Annotated in this window: 14 protein-coding genes; all 14 read left to right on the top strand. The window is 41.0% G+C overall.

The genetic code is table 11. From position 1 onward, the window contains the following. Nucleotides 1-7 precede the first annotated feature (7 nt). The 14 genes from F8C76_RS18655 (at nucleotide 8) to F8C76_RS02510 (ending at nucleotide 18,052) form a co-directional block, all read left to right on the top strand. Nucleotides 8-157, top strand: coding sequence for a hypothetical protein (locus F8C76_RS18655; RefSeq protein WP_170283957.1), 150 nt, complete (start codon nucleotides 8-10; stop codon nucleotides 155-157). Between the two features lie 307 nt (nucleotides 158-464). Further along, nucleotides 465-2,111: a sodium:solute symporter family transporter gene (locus tag F8C76_RS02450; RefSeq protein WP_152130320.1), complete on the top strand. Its 1,647-nt coding sequence runs from the start codon at nucleotides 465-467 to the stop codon at nucleotides 2,109-2,111. After that, nucleotides 2,089-2,883 (top strand): beta/alpha barrel domain-containing protein, encoded by a 795-nt coding sequence (locus F8C76_RS02455; RefSeq protein WP_152130321.1) that lies wholly within the window; start codon nucleotides 2,089-2,091, stop codon nucleotides 2,881-2,883. The genes F8C76_RS02450 and F8C76_RS02455 overlap by 23 nt, the downstream gene beginning before the upstream one ends. 2 nt (nucleotides 2,884-2,885) lie before the next feature. Then, entirely contained in the window at nucleotides 2,886-4,079 is a 1,194-nt protein-coding gene (locus F8C76_RS02460; RefSeq protein WP_170283958.1) for an AGE family epimerase/isomerase, read from the top strand. 111 nt (nucleotides 4,080-4,190) lie between these two features. Further along, nucleotides 4,191-5,771 carry a hypothetical protein gene (locus tag F8C76_RS02465; RefSeq protein WP_152130323.1) on the top strand — a complete coding sequence of 527 codons (1,581 nt, stop codon included), beginning with the start codon at nucleotides 4,191-4,193 and terminating at the stop codon, nucleotides 5,769-5,771. A gap of 155 nt (nucleotides 5,772-5,926) precedes the next feature. Further along, the gene (locus F8C76_RS02470; RefSeq protein WP_152130324.1) at nucleotides 5,927-6,841 is read left to right on the top strand and encodes an N-acetylglucosamine-6-phosphate deacetylase; all 915 of its coding nucleotides are present in this window, start codon (nucleotides 5,927-5,929) and stop codon (nucleotides 6,839-6,841) included. A 4-nt stretch (nucleotides 6,842-6,845) separates the two neighbouring features. Then, on the top strand, nucleotides 6,846-7,571 hold the full coding sequence (locus F8C76_RS02475; protein ID WP_152130325.1) for a glucosamine-6-phosphate deaminase: 726 nt from the start codon (nucleotides 6,846-6,848) through the stop codon (nucleotides 7,569-7,571). Nucleotides 7,572-7,738: 167 nt separating this feature from the next. After that, nucleotides 7,739-8,830: a sialidase family protein gene (locus tag F8C76_RS02480; RefSeq protein ID WP_249042340.1), complete on the top strand. Its 1,092-nt coding sequence runs from the start codon at nucleotides 7,739-7,741 to the stop codon at nucleotides 8,828-8,830. A 321-nt stretch (nucleotides 8,831-9,151) separates the two neighbouring features. After that, a complete protein-coding gene (locus F8C76_RS02485) occupies nucleotides 9,152-10,828 on the top strand; it encodes a ribulokinase (RefSeq protein ID WP_211372108.1) in 1,677 nt (558 codons plus the stop codon). Between the two features lie 41 nt (nucleotides 10,829-10,869). Continuing rightward, nucleotides 10,870-12,654: an L-fucose isomerase gene (locus F8C76_RS02490; RefSeq protein ID WP_152130328.1), complete on the top strand. Its 1,785-nt coding sequence runs from the start codon at nucleotides 10,870-10,872 to the stop codon at nucleotides 12,652-12,654. 151 nt (nucleotides 12,655-12,805) lie between these two features. Further along, on the top strand, nucleotides 12,806-13,819 hold the full coding sequence (locus F8C76_RS02495) for a LacI family DNA-binding transcriptional regulator (protein WP_283016252.1): 1,014 nt from the start codon (nucleotides 12,806-12,808) through the stop codon (nucleotides 13,817-13,819). A 356-nt stretch (nucleotides 13,820-14,175) separates the two neighbouring features. Next, complete coding sequence (locus F8C76_RS02500) at nucleotides 14,176-15,315, top strand: exo-alpha-sialidase (protein ID WP_170283959.1); 1,140 nt, start codon at nucleotides 14,176-14,178, stop codon at nucleotides 15,313-15,315. Nucleotides 15,316-15,590: 275 nt separating this feature from the next. Then, nucleotides 15,591-16,532, top strand: coding sequence for a dihydrodipicolinate synthase family protein (locus F8C76_RS02505; protein WP_152130331.1), 942 nt, complete (start codon nucleotides 15,591-15,593; stop codon nucleotides 16,530-16,532). Between the two features lie 44 nt (nucleotides 16,533-16,576). After that, nucleotides 16,577-18,052: a sodium:solute symporter family protein gene (locus F8C76_RS02510; RefSeq protein WP_152130332.1), complete on the top strand. Its 1,476-nt coding sequence runs from the start codon at nucleotides 16,577-16,579 to the stop codon at nucleotides 18,050-18,052. Nucleotides 18,053-18,114: the final 62 nt, after the last annotated feature.

An 18,114-nucleotide genomic window follows, 5' to 3' on the forward strand; every position in this document is an offset into this window, starting at 1 on the left:
CTCTTGAATGTCCTTGAGTCTAAGGCGGATGTTGGAAAAGGACGATATGATATTGGATATGGTCCATATGTGCAACGATGGCATTTTGAAAGGTGATGGATATTGGTCAAATGGTAGGGATTTGCCCATGGAATGGACATATGGCAATTCCGAATAAATTTTGCTTTTGAACATATGGCCTTTCAGAACCTAAGTGAGAGACTGCACATGGTTAACGGTATTACAAGTTGAATTTTTGAGTTAGTTAGTTTGGTTGAAAGAGGGTGGTGTAATCCATGACCACCTTCTTTTTTTATTAATTCAAAAAATGTTGTGCCAGAAAGAATCCGCACAAAAATATTTCACAGATATTCTCGGTCATCCAAGTAGGGAAAATGATGATATGGGATGGATTATTTAGAATAGGAACACTCGGATACATGCTCTAGCTGGCATTGTAAAAGAAAATAAAAAGATTTTAAACAATGGAATTATCGATACTGGACTATTTTGTTATTGTAGGGTACCTACTTTTTGTAATCATCATGGGTAGTTTTTTCTCTAAGGGGGATAAGAGTACTGAAAATTATTTCTTAGGAGGAAAGTCCATAAAATGGCTCCCATTGGCCATATCGATGTATACTTCAATATTCAGTGCAATCTCTTTTATCATGGCACCTGCAGAAGCCTTTCGGGGAGATTTACAATATCTGGTAGCTTTGATTATGTTTCCGATAGCTTCAGTATTTGCACTGGTCTTTTTTATTGATGTATACACTCGGTTCAATATGACCACAATCTATGAATACGTTGAGGCGCGGTTCAGTCGCAGGCTTGGTTATATCGTATTGTCAAGTTTTTTGCTTTTTAGGACCATATATGCCGGGATAGTGGTTTTCACCCTTTCGATGATATTGAACGTCATTATGGGCTTTCCATTGATTGAAACGATCGTGGTGGTGGGGATAGGAGCTATTGTATATACTACATTGGGTGGGATGAAAGCTGTGATTTGGACCGATGTTGTGCAGTTTGTGGCCATTATCGCAGGTCTTGTGGTGGTACTTTTTTATGCATCTGCCCAAGTACCTGGTGGGTTTACTGAAATAGTAAGATTGGCAGGAGATGAAAATAAGCTCCGTTTGGCAAATTTTGATTTTGATCTAACGGAACGTTATGTTTTTTGGACTTTGATCATTTATGGATTAGTAGAGTTTTTAGGGGCCAAAACTGTTGACCAGATGAATGTGCAGCGTTATTTGAGTGCCCAAAGCCCCCGTCATGCCAAAATAGCCATGTTGATGCAATCCTTATTCTCCATTCCCGTATGGTTGCTCTTGTTTGCCGTAGGTATAAGCCTTTATGCTTTTTATCAGTATAACCCATCCATGGAGATTACAGGTTTTGTGGACAATGGGCTGTTCGATAGGATATTCCCATACTATATAGCTACGGTTTTGCCTTCCGGCATAAAGGGGCTGTTGATAGCCGCCCTGATGGCGGCGGCCATGTCTACAATGGATTCGGTGCTCAATTCGCTTTCAGCCATCTCTGTGGTCAATATATATGAACGGATCCATCCCCATTCGACTCCGCAAAGGTCATTGCGAATGGCAAAGGTCTTTACCATTTTTTGGGGCATTATAATTATAGGTTTTGCCATTTCCATGATAGATATTACCAGTATTTTAAAAACTATCCAAAGTATTTCGGGAATTATAATGGGTCCGATCTTGGGAATCTTTGTGTTGGGCCTATTCACTAGGCACAGTAATGGTAAAGGAGTGCTCATTGGTCTAATCTTTTCCTTGTTCCCATTGATTATAATGAAGTACGGCGTCCCTATAGTTTTGACCTTACATGCACTGTTTGATACCGAAGCTACAGTGCCTGGATGTTTGGTGTATTTATCCAAAATGACATTTACAGTTTATGGAGTCATAGGATTGAGTATAAGTGTATTGGTGGGGTATTGGGCGAGCAAACTTTTTCCCACCCCTTCTTTCCAACAGATTGAACCATTGTTATGGAGGAACCGGCCATGGAGATCATTACTGTTTGGGAATCCTGATGAAACCATTGATATAAACCAATTGATAAATGGAACAGATGAAAATAAAAAGCAACAATGATTTAATGAGGAATTACAGAACCCTTCATCAACAGGGGTTCTTGCCCATCTTTGTTTCTTCGGACAATGATAACCGTAGATTGGTACATTTACTGGTTGAAGCCGGATATAAGGCAATGGAATATACGTTGCGGTGTGAGGATGCAGCGGAAATGATACCATGGATCAGAAGAACATATCCCGATATGGTATTATTGATTGGGAGTACCATGGATGGTGACAAGGTTTTGTCCCGTTTGCGCCAAAGAAATGATGATGGTTTTCTTTCATTGGACGATTTGGCGGACATGGGGAGCCATGGCTTTGTTTCCATGCACAGGTTTACGGAGAGTACCTTTGAAAAGTTTGCTTCGAGCCATTTATTGCTTCCTGCGGTTTATACACCCAATGAGGCAATTGACCAATTTGAAATGGGAGCTCATTTTGTCAAGCTATTGGGACCTGACTTGACCTTGTTGAAACAGTGTACCAGTCGTCCGACCTTTGGGTATTGTCCGACAATGGTGACCGGTGGCATGAACTTGGAACGGATTCCCCAGGCCATCGAATCAGGTGCTACCATAATTGGTGGTGGGTTTGACTTGTTGTTCGGTCAAAGTAATATTGATGAAATACCGGATGACAAAATAATCTCGTTGCTAACGAGCTATCGACGTGAGGTACAGTCTTCAGTAAAGAAGAAGTTTCCTGAACTTGATCGTAATGCAAATAAATCAAATCACGAATGGTTCGAAGCGCTGTCCCATCAACATCCTTTTTTTGATTTCAAATGAGTATGACATCAGCAATGACTCCGCAGACCAAGAAACAATTGTTGGACCTCTATCGAGAACTATTGTTGGAGGATGTGATTCCTTGGTGGACACGCCATGCAATCGATCGGTCTGGGGCCATAAATACATGTATCCAAGATGACGGGACAATTATTAGCAAAGAACGGTGGCTATGGTCACAATGGCGTGCTGTATGGGTGTTCTCCAAACTTTACAACAGTATTGAAAAGCGGGAGGAATGGTTGCAAATAGCCCTGGGAATATATTCATTTTTGGTAAAGTACAATCCATTGGACGATGGACATTGGCCTACGTTACTTGATGAAAAAGGAAATGTGTTACGCGGATATGAAAGTATCTACGTTGACGGATTTGCCATTTATGGACTCTCGGAGCTATACAGGGCAACAGGTGACCCGTACGTACAGGAGTTGGCTATGCGTACTTTTTGGGCGACCGAAAAAGATTTGAAGAAGGATGACCCTCCCCCTTCCTGGCCTTATCCAATAGAAACAGGCCGGATGTCCCATGGCATAAGTATGATATTTTCCATAGCTTATCATGAATTGGCCGAAGTAACAGGGGACAAAATAGTGAGGGATGCGGCAATACACCATCATCGTAAAGTAATGGATGGATTTTATCGCAAAGATCGAAATTCTGTTTTGGAGTTTTTGGATAGGGAGGGCAAAGAACTGGATCATCCAAAGGGTAAAGTCAGTGTCCCTGGTCACGCGATTGAATCCATGTGGTTCCAGATACACATTGCCAAGGCGAACAATGATGCGGAAACCATTGAAAAGGCAGTGGATATCATTAAGGAGTCTCTTGAAATGGGATGGGATGAACAGTATGGAGGGCTTTTTTTGGCAATGGATATTGAAGGTAATGAAGAGGTTGATTGGCCGCATTATAACACCAAGCTTTGGTGGCCCCACACGGAGGCTTTATATGCGACGCTTTTGGCGTATGAACATTCCAAACAGCCTTGGTGCATGGAATGGCACGAAAAGATAAAGCAATGGAGTTTCGAGCATTTTCCAACGGACCATGGGGAGTGGAAACAAAAATTGACCCGTACTGGAATTGAGATTACCGACACCTTGGTATTGCCTGTCAAAGATCCTTTTCATCTACCTCGAGCTTTGATCTATACTATTTTGTTGTTGCAGGAAGATTTGACCAATATTAGGTAATGGGTATAAAAAATAATTGATATGAACAATAAATTTAAATCTGTTGAGGAAATTAAAATGAGGAGAGTTACACACAAATTTGAAAGGAGACTCATTGTAAAATACTCTTCGATGATATTGACATTCTTTTTTACGTTCTCTTGTGCCCAAAAAAAGAGTGATGGCAATGATATGGGAGAGATTATTCCTTTGGAGCGTAATGAAGCTCAATTGTTCATTGATGATTTTTTAATTGAATCTGTTTCGGATGTGAAAAGAACATTGCACCAACTTAAAAAGGATAATGGGGGCAACGTTCCAATTTTGGCAATTGAAGATGAATTTGGCAAGTATACGTCTTCCCTACAAGCCAATGGTACTATTGTGTATGACCCAAAACTCAAAAAATATGTCATGATCGCATTGAGTTATTCCAGGCATTTGGGAAGGGCTACAAAGAGGTCTTGGGACAAAATTAGATTGTACCGATTTACATCGGTCGACGGGATAAACTGGATAAAAGGGGATGACGGTTCCCCGCAACGGATTTTTCCAAATAGCAGGGAAGATTTATTTGACCCCTTGACGGGAAACTATGCCCATAACATTGACTTGTTTTCTTTTTATTACGATACGTACGATTCCGTTTATCCATATAAGGGATGGCAATATTTTTCAAAGAAGAGGGAGGATGACCGTTCTGGAATATATTATGCTTTTTCAAAAGATGGCATTCATTGGGAACATGGAACCAATTTGATAGTAAACGGTTATGAGGGTTCTGATAATCCGTTGAATTATAGTTTTATACAGGATGGGATAAAATTCACAGGTGCAGGAGATGTAACAACGATTTATCATGACGAAAAGGAAGATCGGGTTCTGGGCATTTTTAAATTCAAGAAGGACAAGAAAAATGAAGATGGGCACTATATGAGAAGCCGAGCTTATGCTTTTATCAAAAAACCTTTAAGCGAACCATTCGATTTAAGTCAGATCACACGTGTAGAATTGGTTCCGGCAACAAAGACAATCAATGGGGATATGCCTTCTGATGAGTATTATGCGTCCACTGCTTGGAGATATGGCTCACAGTGGCTTGGTGGTCTCAAGGTGTGGCACCCCAAAGGGGATTATCCATATTCATCAGCGGGAAGTGCTTTTCTGAAACTGGTTTCAAGTCGGGATGGATTACATTGGAGAAAAGTCCAATTTAAAAATGAAGATGGATTTCCTGAAGTGTTTTTGGCAAATGGCAAAGAAGGGGGGAACAATGGGCAAAACGATGGGGGGTATATAACCGAATTTTCCAATGCCCCACTTCGAATCGGTGATCAACTTATCTTTTATTATGGAGCCAGTTCATGGGGTAAAAACCATGAAGACCCCATTAATCTGAGTGGTGGTGGAATCTTTAGGGCCCGGCTGAGGATCGATGGGTTTGTCTCTGTCGACCAGGGTACGATCACCACCAAATTAATAGATATTGATGCAAAACAACTAACCATAAATTCAAAAGGGAACATTGAGGTGGAGCTGTTGGACGAAACCGATAAACGCTTGGGTCATCAGTTGATTTCGGGAGATTCCATTGAACATGAAGTGGATTTCGATGGGAGGACTTTTGGGGAACTTTCTAGGGGGAATCCCATAAAGTTAAGGTTCACAATCAAGGATTCAGGGGAACTGTATTCCTTTAAATTTAGGGATTAGGGTACATCAATAAATTTTTTGAATACTGTAGGGGATGTTCGGGTAGTCTGAAGTCAGGTGATGGAATCATCATTCTGCCATAGGTCAACGGAAGTCCTTCCTGCCGTACGGTTAAATAGAACTTAAAAGAGGAGACCTACAGGGGTCATCGTACAATGGACACTAAATATTTTGATATTCAGGTAAATGGATATGGTGGGGTGGACTACAACCAGAATGATCTGACGTTGGAGGATTTGAAACTATCTTGTTCAAAGTTGATGAATGATCATGTGGAAGGAATATTGGCAACCATTATAACAGCCAATTTTGATGCCATGGTCTTGCGAATCAAAAATCTGGTCAATTATCGAAAACAGGACAGTTTGATCGGGAAGATGATTAAAGGTATCCATTTGGAAGGACCTTTTATCAATAGGGAGGAAGGATATAGGGGCGCACATCCCAAAAATCATATTTTAAGCCCCAACAGGGGAAAGTTGGAAGAACTGTTGGATGCTGCCGAAGGTTTATGTCGGGTGGTTACCTTGGCCCCTGAGATGGATTCCCATAATGTATTGACCAAATTTCTATACTCCAAAGATGTTATAGTCTCCGCAGGACATTGTAATCCAAGCTTGAAGGTCTTAAGATCGGCCATTGATGCCGGATTAAGTATGTTTACCCACTTGGGAAACGGGTGTCCCCAAGTATTGCCAAGGCATGATAATATTATTCAAAAAGTACTTTCCCTGAGTGGAGCCATCAAAATATGCTTTATAGCGGACGGGGTCCACGTTCCATTTTATGCGCTAAAAAATTACATCAGTATGGCAGGAGTGGAAAATTGTATGATCACTACGGACGCAATGGCAGCTTCCGGTGCTGGACCAGGGAGGTACCGGTTTAATGATATAGAGCTGGAAGTGGGAGAGGATAGGGTGGTCAGGGAACCCGGAAAGCTGAACTTTTCTGGTTCGGCATTGGACATGAAATCCAGTGCCCTTAATCTAAAAAAAGAACTTGGATTTAGCGAAGAGGAGATCCATAAGCTCACATATGCGAATCCATTACAACTATTAAAGTTTTAAATTAATGAACATCGAAATTTTTGAAACCAAAAAAGAGTTGGGTGTGGCCGCTGCCAATAAAGGGGCCGAACTTATTGATGAGGCCATTAAAAGGAACGGGAAGGCCAATATCGTTCTTGCAACAGGGACTTCACAATTTGAAACCTTGGAAGAATTGGTCAAAAAGGAGTTGGATTGGACCAAGGTAACCTGTTTTCATTTGGATGAATATATTGGAATACCGATGACACATTCCGCGTCCTTTGGAAAATACTTAAAGGAACGGTTTGTTGATAAGACGAACATTGGTGAATTCAACTTTATTAATGGTGAGACCAATCCTAAAGAAGAATGTAAACGACTCAATGCTAGAATCGATAAGGTGTCGATTGATGTGACTTTTGCCGGAATTGGGGAAAATGGGCATTTGGCATTTAATGATCCTCCCGCCAATTTCGATACCAACGAGCCCTACATCATTGTTGAATTGGACGAAGCCTGTAAAAGGCAACAAATGGGGGAGGGGTGGTTTAAAAGTTTGACTGAGGTTCCGAAAGGAGCAATCACCATGTCAATCAAACAAATATTAAAATCAAAAAATATTATTTGTTCCATTCCTGACAAGCGTAAGGACATAGCAGTGAAAAATACCATTGAAAACAAGATTACTCCCAATATTCCTGCTTCGATTCTACGGACCCATACATCAACTTGGCTATATCTTGATAAAGAAGCTGCTTTGCTACTATGAAATATAAAGGAATGCAGATCGAAATATTGAAATGACCGTCAGCCCAATCGAGAGGAATCCGTTATGATCTCCTTGGACCAAGATGGAGAGAGGGTCAACCGTCCACTGTTATTGTAAGAACCAAAATATATACTAAAATGAAAGCTTTGCCAACAATTCTTTTTTTAATGATGTCCTTACTGGTTTATCCGCAAGAGGAGCAAGCCTCGGCCAAAAAACAAGAACTGGATTATATAAATTTATTCAATGCCGAGGACCGGGAAGATGTTTCCTGTTATAGAATACCTTCAATCATTACTGCCCAAAATGGGGATTTGATCGCGGCCATTGATGAAAGAGTCCCTTCATGTGGAGATTTGAAGTTGAGCAAGGATATAAATATCGTTATTCGACGTAGTGACGATAGTGGAGATTCATGGTCTGAAATCGAAACCGTGGTCGATTACCCCTTGGGCCGATCGGCTTCCGACCCGTCCATGATCGTAGATGAAACGACCGGTGTGATTTTCCTGTTTTTTAATTTTATGGATTTGGATAAGGAAAAGGATGTCTATTATTTAAAAGTGATTAAGAGCACGGACCATGGGAAAACCTGGAGCCTTCCTGTTGACTTAACCTCGCAAATCACTAAACCGGAATGGCGCAATGATTTTAAATTCATTACATCAGGGAGAGGCACCCAAACTAGAAATGGCAAATTACTGCATACTTTGGTGAACAAGGAGAATGGGCTTCACCTCTTCGGAAGCGATGACCATGGGGAGAGTTGGTATTTGATCGATACCCCGATCCTACCAGGAAATGAGTCCAAGGTGATAGAATTGGTAGATGGGACATGGATGATCAATAGCAGGGTAAAGGGAAATGGAGAAAGGTACGTCCATTTATCGTCTGATGAAGGAAAAAGTTGGGTGTCCAAATCCGACCCATCCCTTATTGATCCAGGTTGTAATGCGAGTTTGATCAGATACACTTCAATCAATGATGGGGCAGACAAAAATAGACTTCTCTTTTCCAATGCAAGAATGAGGGATGACCGTAAAAACATGACCATAAGAATAAGTTATGATGAAGGAAAGACATGGACGGAAGGGAAGACCATTTATCAAGGGAGCTCGGCTTATTCATCAATGACCATTCTTCCCAATGGGGATATAGGTTTGTTTTTTGAAAAGGATAAGTATAGGGAGAATGCATTTGTTCGTGTTACTTTGGAGTGGTTGACCGATGGAAGGGATTGCTATAAAAAAACCAAATGAAATCAATGATTAAAATATGAGGAAAACCATCAATTCTATTTTAGGTGATTACGGGTATAACGTACTTGTGTTCATTATGGGTTGTTACCGGAAAGTTACGTCCGTATGGAGGGGACATGTTTATAGTGAAACCATAGTTGATAGGGAAGCGGTTGGTGGAAATCTTGTTGCTGTTCGTGAATGCTTCGATAAAAAGCATACTTCATCCAAGCTTTGATCAAAAAAATCACTGATAAGTAAACTCTTTTTTTGAAGTTTAAAATTAAATGTATATTCTTGCTTAATCGATAAAGCAAAAACTTTTTTAATCGTAATATGAATATGGGAATTACCATTGGAGTGGATTTTGGGACAGATTCTGTCAGAATACAGGCTGTAGATACGAACAATGGGGAAGTCTTGGCAAATGGAAGTGCCCCTTATGAGAGGTGGGGGAAAGGCATGTATTGTCAACCTGAAAAATCCCGATTTCGACAACACCCCATGGATCATATTCAAAGTTTTGAAAGAGCAATGTTTCAAACCATTGCAATGATGTGTAAAGAAGATTTGGAATCGGTCAAAGGTATCTCCGTGGCCAGTACGGGAAGTTCACCCATAGCAGTGGATGAAATGGGTATTGCATTATCCATGACGGAAGAATTTTCAGAAAACCCAAATGCCATGTTCTTTTTGTGGAAGGATCATTCCGCCATAGAAGAGGCCGACGAAGTAAACAGATTGTGTCATGACCGGTGTTCTGTTGATTATACAAAATATGTTGGTGGTGAGTATTCCTCTGAATGGTATTGGGCCAAATTGCTATATGTGTTAAGGGAGGATTCGATGGTCAAGGATAAAATATTCTCTTGGGTCGAACACTGTGATTGGTTTACGGCTTTGCTTACTGGGAATACGGATCCACTTCAATTGAAGAGAAGTAGGTGTGCGGCAGGTCATAAGGCCATGTGGCATGAGGAGTGGGGCGGATTTCCACCATTGGACTTTTTTGTACGGTTGGACCCAATTTTGGGAGGAATACGCAAAAGGTTGGGTAGTGTCACCTATACCTCAGAACAAGTTTCCGGAACCTTATCCAAGCAATGGGCAGATAAGTTTGGATTTCCACCAAATACGATAATTGGTGTTGGTTCATTGGATGCACATATCGGAGCCATAGGCGGAGAGATAACGGAAGGTTGGTTGGTCAAGGTCATGGGGACATCCACCTGTGATATGCTTATAGCACCAAAAGAAACCATCGGCGGGCCGATCAAAGGTATCTGTGGACAGGTAGATGGATCTATTCTTCCAGGAATGATTGGGTTGGAGGCAGGCCAAGCTGCTTTTGGTGATGTATATGCGTGGTTTGGCAAGATGCTTATTTGGCCATTGAATCAAATTCTTGAGAACGATGAAAGTATTGATGTTGAAATCAAGCAGAATATCCAAAAAAAAGTGACCCAAACCATATTGCAGACATTAACATTTGCTGCAGAAGGAATGATGGGCGATGTAAGTGGACCTGTGGCCTTGGATTGGTTCAATGGAAGACGGACTCCCTACTCCAACCAAACGGTCAAAGGTGGAATCTATGGTCTTGATATAGGCACTACTGCACCAGCCATATTCAAATCTTTGGTCGAGGCTACTGCTTTTGGTTCTAAAGACATAATAGAACATTTTAAAGGACAAGGGGTGCAAGTTCATGGAATAATTGGAATTGGCGGGGTGGCGTATAAGTCGAATTTTGTCATGCAGGTCCTTGCCGATGTGCTTGACCAACCGATCAAGGTCATAAAATCTGAACAACCGGTTGCCTTGGGTGCAGCTATGGCAGCTGCCGTATCCGCGAAAATCCATCATTCTTTTGGACAGGCCCAAAAAAGGATGGGAGCTGGTTTTGACAAAGAATTTATTCCGAATCCGATCAATACCCAGAAATACAAAAGACTATATGAAGGATATAAAAGTTTTGGAGGATTTGTGGAAGAAGGTGCATTATCAAGAGAATACTGAAGGTACGAACAGTAATTACCGTAATCGCTAAAAATTTTATAATGGCAGTAAACAACAATCTATTGAAAGCCTATCCCAAAGTAGGTATAAGACCAGTAATCGATGCTCGATTGGGAGGTGTCCGGGAATCATTGGAGAAGACCACCATGGGTATGGCGGAAAAAGTTTCAAAACTAATTTCGGACAACTTAAAATATGGTGACGGAACTTCTGTCCAATGTGTCATTGCAGATACAACGATAGGAAGGGTCCCTGAGGCGGAAGCCTGTGAGCAAAAGTTCGCTAGGGAAGGGGTAGGTCTTTCCATTACAGTAACGCCTTGTTGGTGCTATGGGACCGAAACCATTGACATGAACCCAACAAGACCAAAGGCAATATGGGGATTCAATGGTACGGAAAGACCCGGGGCGGTTTACTTGGCCGCCGCCTTGGCGGGACATGTGCAAAAAGGACTTCCGGCATTCGGTATTTATGGGGTTGATGTACAGGATAATGACAGTGATCACCTGCCTGATGATGTAAGGGAGCGTTTATTGCAGTTTGCCCGATCAGGTTTGGTAGTTGCCCAAATCAAGGGTAAGTCCTATCTGTCCATCGGATCGGTATCCATGGGTATTGCAGGTTCAATTGTGGATGAGGTTTTTTTTCAGGATTATTTGGGGATGAGAAACGAGTATGTGGATATGAGTGAAATTAACCGTAGAATGCTAAATGGGATTTTTGACCGAAATGAATTTGGAGAAGCGATGACCTGGGTGAAGGAGAAATGCAAGGAAGGCCGGAATAGAAATCCCGAATATCTCAAAAAATCCAGGGAACGTATGGATGAGGAGTGGGAAATGATTGTAAAGATGACCTTGATATGTAGGGATTTAATGGTAGGTAATCCAGCGTTGGAAGAGTTGGGATTTGGTGAGGAAGCATTGGGACATAATGCCATAGCGGCGGGTTTCCAAGGTCAGCGACAATGGAATGACTATATGCCCAATGGAGACTTTATGGAAGCCATTCTAAATTCTTCCTTTGATTGGAATGGATTGCGGCCGCCGTTTATAATGGCTACAGAGAATGATTGCCTGAACGGTGTGTCCATGCTTTTGGGATATCTTCTTACAAACCAAGCACAAGTGTTCTCTGATGTAAGAACTTATTGGAGTCCGGAATCCGTAAAGAGGGTGACGGACCATGTCTTGGAAGGCAGGGCGGCCAACGGGATCATCCATTTGATCAATTCTGGTTCATCAACCTTGGACGGGACCGGAAAACAAGAGAAAAATGGTTTGCCCGCTATGAAACCTTTTTGGGAAATAACTGATGAGGAAGTGGAAGAATGTCTAAGGGCGACTGATTGGCCTCCAGCAATGTATGAATACTTTGGGGGAGGAGGATATTCGTCCCGTTTTGTAACCAAAGGAGGAATGCCTGTGACCATGTATCGAATCAATCTTGTAAAGGGGTTGGGACCGGTAATGCAGATTGCAGAGGGTTGGACAGTTGAACTCCCAAAAGACGTTCATGACACATTGGATGAAAGAACAAACCCTACATGGCCCACTACCTGGTTCGTTCCTAGGCTATGTGAGAAACCAGGGTTCAAGGATGTATATTCTGTAATGGCCAATTGGGGAGCTAACCATTGTGCATTCAGCTATGGACATTATGGCCATGATCTGATCACTGTTTGCTCCATGCTAAGAATACCTGTGAATATGCACAATATTGAAGAGGGTGGTATTTTTAGGCCAAAGGATTGGGCCTCTTTTGGGATGGATTGTGAATCTGCGGACTATAGGGCCTGTATAAATTATGGACCTCTATACAAATAGAAACTCAACTATGCCACTGCATTTCGTTGATGGTAATGGAACAACGAACAGAAAGGATTGGACTGTCAATTTGAGACCGATTTCATGGCTTATTTTTTTATTTGTGCGATACATAATTATTCTTTACGTTTGTTTAAACGTTAAAGCATTTATGGGGTCTCCAGTGTCATTAAAAGATATAGCGAACAAAGTTGGTGTGTCCATTCCATTGGTTTCTTATGTGTTGACCGGTAAGGGAAAACAAAATAGGGTATCGGAAGAAACAGCTGAAAAAATCCTTAAAGTGGCCAAAGAATTAAATTATCAGCCAAATTTAAGTGCCCGAAGTTTAAAGACCAATAAAACAAAGACAATTGGGGTCATCCTGGCCGATATCTCAAACCCATTCTTTTCGAATATGGCCAGAGTCATTGAAGATGAAGCGTTTTTGAGGGACTATACGGTGATTTTTGGATCTTCCGATGAAAAGATTGAAAAGTTTGATAAGGTCTTGGAGTTTATGTTGAGTAGGCAGGTGGATGGTTTTATCATAGCTCCACCTGAGGGCTCCAAAGCATCGATATCCGAGTTATTGAAGAATAAAAACAATGTGGTATTGATCGATAGATATTTTGAAGATTTGGATGCAAACTTTGTCATTGTTGATAATGTCGCAGCTTCTTTATCGGCCACCAATTATTTGATAAAAAAGGGATATAAGAGAATAGCAACTATTGCCTATAAATCAAAATTGGCCCATTTTGACGATAGATGTCGTGGGTATTATAAGGCTCTTGAACAGGCCGGTATGTCTCTTGACGAGAATCTTGTGGTAAAGATAGAGAGAGGTTCTTCGAAGAAGGATATGGGAAAAGCTATTGATGAGCTCATCGGTAATGATCTGGCGGACGCCATTTTTTTTCAGACCAACACTTTGGCCGAAGAAGGAATTCGACAAATGCTTGGGAAGGATAGGGAAACTTTAAAGAAAATTGGGGTTATGGTGTTCGACCAAAATTCTGCGTATCATTTTTTGGAAAATCATATCCCTTACATGAACCAACCAATCAAACAAATGGGCAAAGCTGCACTAGCAATGCTTATCGATAATATACAGAGTAAATATAATGGAGCCATAAAAAAATTGCAGTTAAAAACTACATTGGGTGGTATAGAGGAGGAATGATTTTTTTTTTCATTAAATTGCTTAAACGTTTAAATTGATGATTCCAAACCTTAATGTACAAGTAAATGTATATCCAACCATATAAACACGGTGAGTGTCTTAAGAGGTCTGGATAAAGTGAACAATAATAACAAGGTGCCCTAGATAGGATGGGGTATCTGTCCAAGTATATATGAATAATAAATGGATCGAATGTGCTTGGGGAATAGCTAATCAATTGCTTGGCAAGGAACATTTGGGGCAACTTATAGGGATACCAAAAAGCATTAACTTAATCAATGAATCAGTAACAAACTTTTTTAAAAATGGAATACAGTTTTAGAATAACCGAAAAGTATATGCAAAACATAGTTAAGGTGCTACTTATACTTATATTTTTTCAAGTTGATAGGGGATGGTCCCAGAGTAATGACTGGAATATTGAACATGATATAGTGTTCTATGAAGAAGGGAAATATGGAGGGTGGCCGGCGAATCATGGCATGTGGACTTGGGACGGTGAGATATTGGTCGGTTATGTCGAAGCCTCATATTTGGAAAAGAATAAAGGGCTTCATACGTATGACGCTTCAACTTCAAAAAGTAAATATGCCCGAAGCTTGGACGGGGGAGATAGCTGGACAACTTCGGATGCTTTTGAAATGGGACAAAAAACTTGGGGGCACAACCATCGTATGTCCGAAGATAAAGCGAAAAAACCTATGGTCCTGACAGAACCCATTAAAGATTTTACAGCGCCTGGTTTTGCACTGACCTTTACACGACATAACAATGATTATGGCCCGTCGCAGTTTTACTATTCAAGTGACAAAGGGAGAACATGGAAAGGAGCATTTGAATTTCCAAACCTTGGGACTGGGGGTATTGCGAACCGAACGGATTACATCATTGATGGAAAACAAACATTGACCGTCTTCATTACCGCTGCCAAGTCCAATGGAGAAGAGGGAAGGGTGGGTATGGCCCGAACCCAGGATGGTGGATTAACGTGGAAATTGGAATCATGGATTACCTCGGAGCATGATGGCTTTGATATTATGCCCTCCTCACTTCGTCTTTCCGATACAGAACTGTTCACAACAATCCGAACCCGTACTGAAGACGGATTGGATTATATTTCCGCCTACCGCTCTCAGGATAATGGAAAGTCTTGGGAAAGACTTAAGAATCCAGTTTTACATACGGGAAGAGGTGGGTCACCCCCAGCATTGGTCAAATTGAAAGATGGTAGATTGGCATTGGGATATATATTTAGGAGTGATAATGGATCTAGGGTGCATCTAAAACTAAGCAAGGATAATGGTGCTACTTGGGGTGATGAAATAACGTTACGTTGTGGTGATGGGGCAAATAGGGATGTTGGTTACCCTAGAATGACCCAAAGACCGGATGGAAAACTTGTAATGGTATATTATTGGAACCATGCGCTTACCAACAAAGAGAAGCCTTATAGGTATATCGCATCGACAATTTTTGATCCGTCACAATTCGATTAGTGTCACTTATAAATAGAACAAGTTGAAAAAATGGTCTATCAAGTTTTGACATGGAAATACGTGCCATTTGAAAAGAATAGGGCTTAATATCAAAAAAGAGGACTGCCTGCAAGTAATGGCAGATTCTAAATTGCATTCATGTGTTAATTAGGGCATTTTGACCATTCATCTTTGGCTTCCCTTAAATAGCACAGGGCATACTTTTTGGTGAGGTTGTCAAACCATGGGAATAGATTCGTAACAACCCTGATCTTAAAGAAAAGCAAAAAACAATAATGAAGAAATCCAAAAATGATTTTATCGGAACACTCAGTGGAATAATACCACCGATGTTGACCCCACTTTTATCAGATTGGACCTTGGATCGTCCTGCTGTAAAAAAATTGATCGACCATATGATAGATGGCGGGGTCAATGGAATATTTATTTTGGGAACCACGGGAGAATCCACAAGTTTAAGCTATCGCACTAGGAGGGAATTGATTGAACAGACCATTGGTCATGTGCATGGAAGAGTCCCGGTATTGGTAGGTATTACCGATACATCCATTGAAGAAAGCTTGGAGTTGGTTTCCTTGGCTCATGATTTTGGAGCTGATGCAGTAGTTGCTGCTCCACCCTTTTATTTTCAATTGGGTCAAGAAGAACTATTTGAGTTTTACTGGGATTTGGCAGACCGTTCAAAACTTCCCATATTTCTTTATAATATGCCCTCAATGACCAAAATTTCCATGTCGATAGATACGGTTGTGCGTTTATCCGCCCATGAAAATATAATCGGTCTTAAGGACAGTTCAGCCAATACGGTTTACTTTCAAAGTTTAAAATATAGTATCAAAAGAGAGGATTTTGCACTTTTTGTGGGGCCTGAGGAAATCATGGCCGAGACAGTTTTAATGGGTGGCAATGGAGGGGTAAATGGTGGAGCGAACCTATTCCCAGAACTGTATGTTCGTATGTACAATGCAGCGGTAGACCATGACTTTGAGTCCATTAAGATTTTGCAACGCCAAATTTTGGAAATTTCGTCGCTGATCTATAATGTTGGAAAATATAATTCAAGCTATTTAAAGGGTTTGAAAGGTACGGCATCGTTACTGGACATCTGTGGAAACTATTTGGCACCACCGCTGAAACCATTTTTAAAAAGAGAAATGGATCAGTTGGCCAATAATTTGGTAAAGATCCGGAAGAACCTCCATAAAACACTATCCTAACGTATATTCAGGCATGGAAATGCCTTTTCAAATTAAGACTGACAATGGACACCTTAGATATAGTTGTTTTTTTAATCTATATAGTTGGAATAGCAATTTTCGGAAGTACTTTTTTTAAGAAGACCAAGACATCGTCTTCATATACCCTTGGCAATAAAGATATACCCCAATGGGTCATTACAATGTCCATATTCGCAACTTTTGTGAGCAGCATAAGTTATTTGGCATTACCGGGAAATGCGTTTCAGTCAAATTGGAATGCATTTGTCTTTAGTTTGTCTTTGCCCATTGCCTCTCTGATCGCCTCTCGTTTTTTCGTGCCATTGTATCGAAAGGTCAATAGTCCGTCGGCTTATACATTTATGGAACAGCGTTTTGGTACTTGGGCAAGAATATATGTGTCATTTTGCTATTTGCTTACCCAACTGATGCGCATAGGGACCATACTTTACCTGCTCGGTCTTACATTGAATGCCATTGCTGGATGGGATATCACCACGATTATTGTCCTTACAGGACTTGTTGTAGCAGTGTATTCTATGCTTGGGGGCATCTCAGCGGTTCTTTGGACCGATGCCATCCAGGGTATCATTTTAATCGTTGGTGCCATTGTTTGCCTGGGATTTATCCTTTTTTCGATGCCGGAAGGACCCTTTCAAATGTTTGAGATAGCGATGGATAACCGAAAATTTGGGTTGGGTAGTTTTGAACTAGACCTTTCCAAGCCAACTTTTTGGGTTGTTCTGATTTATGGCATAGTGGTCAATCTACAAAATTATGGGGTCGACCAGAACTATGTGCAGCGTTATATGGCTTCAAAGACGGACAAGGATGCCAAACGTTCCGCTTTAATGGGGGGGCTACTATATGTGCCAATTTCAGCACTTTTCCTTTTCATTGGTACAGCGCTTTTTGCTTACTACGAATCGGTAGCTACATTACCCACGGAACTCCAAGGAGCAAATATGGGAGACCGTGTTTTTCCGTATTTTATAGTCAATGTTTTACCCTCTGGTATGAGCGGCTTATTGATTGCCTCCATCTTTGCTGCGGGAATGAGTACTATTTCTACAAGCTTCAACAGTTCCGCAACCGTTTTTCTTACAGACTATTATAATAAATACTATAAGAAAACCGCCACCAATGAACAACGGATGCGCGTATTGTACATTGCCTCTTCGGTCATAAGTATAATTGGAATCTTGATAGCCATTGCAATGATCAATGTGAAAAGCGCCCTTGATGCATGGTGGAAGTTAGCTTCGATATTCAGTGGGGGTATGTTGGGACTCTTTCTACTGGCCATTTTTTCAAGACATAAAAACACAGTAGGGGCTATTCTTGGTGTCATATCAGGTCTTGCTGTAATATTGTGGTTAAGTCTCTCGAATATTTTACTGGGGCCAAATGCTCTTGGCAATCAATTCCATACCTATTTGACCATAGTTTTTGGAACTGGGATTATTTTTCTTGTTGGTTTTTTGATATCCCTTTGCGGAAAGGAAAACAACACTAAATAGAATCGAGTAAGGTCGTTTGTATGCTTATTGCTCAAGAATATATTGGATGTTTATATCGAACT

Origin of the sequence: Flagellimonas olearia (assembly GCF_009184425.1) — a bacterium.
GTDB classification, from domain to species: Bacteria; Bacteroidota; Bacteroidia; order Flavobacteriales; family Flavobacteriaceae; genus Flagellimonas; species Flagellimonas olearia.

Excerpts from the sequence above, each read along its gene's own strand:
- F8C76_RS02475 (WP_152130325.1), top strand. The coding sequence starts at position 6,846 with ATGAACATCGAAATTTTTGAAACCAAAAAAGAGTTGGGTGTGGCCGCT.
- F8C76_RS02470 (WP_152130324.1), top strand. The coding sequence starts at position 5,927 with ATGGACACTAAATATTTTGATATTCAGGTAAATGGATATGGTGGGGTG.
- F8C76_RS02510 (WP_152130332.1), top strand. The coding sequence starts at position 16,577 with ATGGACACCTTAGATATAGTTGTTTTTTTAATCTATATAGTTGGAATA.
- F8C76_RS02485 (WP_211372108.1), top strand. The coding sequence starts at position 9,152 with ATGGGAATTACCATTGGAGTGGATTTTGGGACAGATTCTGTCAGAATA.
- F8C76_RS02480 (WP_249042340.1), top strand. The coding sequence starts at position 7,739 with ATGATGTCCTTACTGGTTTATCCGCAAGAGGAGCAAGCCTCGGCCAAA.
- F8C76_RS02450 (WP_152130320.1), top strand. The coding sequence starts at position 465 with ATGGAATTATCGATACTGGACTATTTTGTTATTGTAGGGTACCTACTT.
- F8C76_RS02490 (WP_152130328.1), top strand. The coding sequence starts at position 10,870 with ATGGCAGTAAACAACAATCTATTGAAAGCCTATCCCAAAGTAGGTATA.
- F8C76_RS02455 (WP_152130321.1), top strand. The coding sequence starts at position 2,089 with ATGAAAATAAAAAGCAACAATGATTTAATGAGGAATTACAGAACCCTT.
- F8C76_RS02495 (WP_283016252.1), top strand. The coding sequence starts at position 12,806 with ATGGGGTCTCCAGTGTCATTAAAAGATATAGCGAACAAAGTTGGTGTG.
- F8C76_RS18655 (WP_170283957.1), top strand. The coding sequence starts at position 8 with ATGTCCTTGAGTCTAAGGCGGATGTTGGAAAAGGACGATATGATATTG.
- F8C76_RS02505 (WP_152130331.1), top strand. The coding sequence starts at position 15,591 with ATGAAGAAATCCAAAAATGATTTTATCGGAACACTCAGTGGAATAATA.
- F8C76_RS02460 (WP_170283958.1), top strand. The coding sequence starts at position 2,886 with ATGACATCAGCAATGACTCCGCAGACCAAGAAACAATTGTTGGACCTC.
- F8C76_RS02465 (WP_152130323.1), top strand. The coding sequence starts at position 4,191 with ATGATATTGACATTCTTTTTTACGTTCTCTTGTGCCCAAAAAAAGAGT.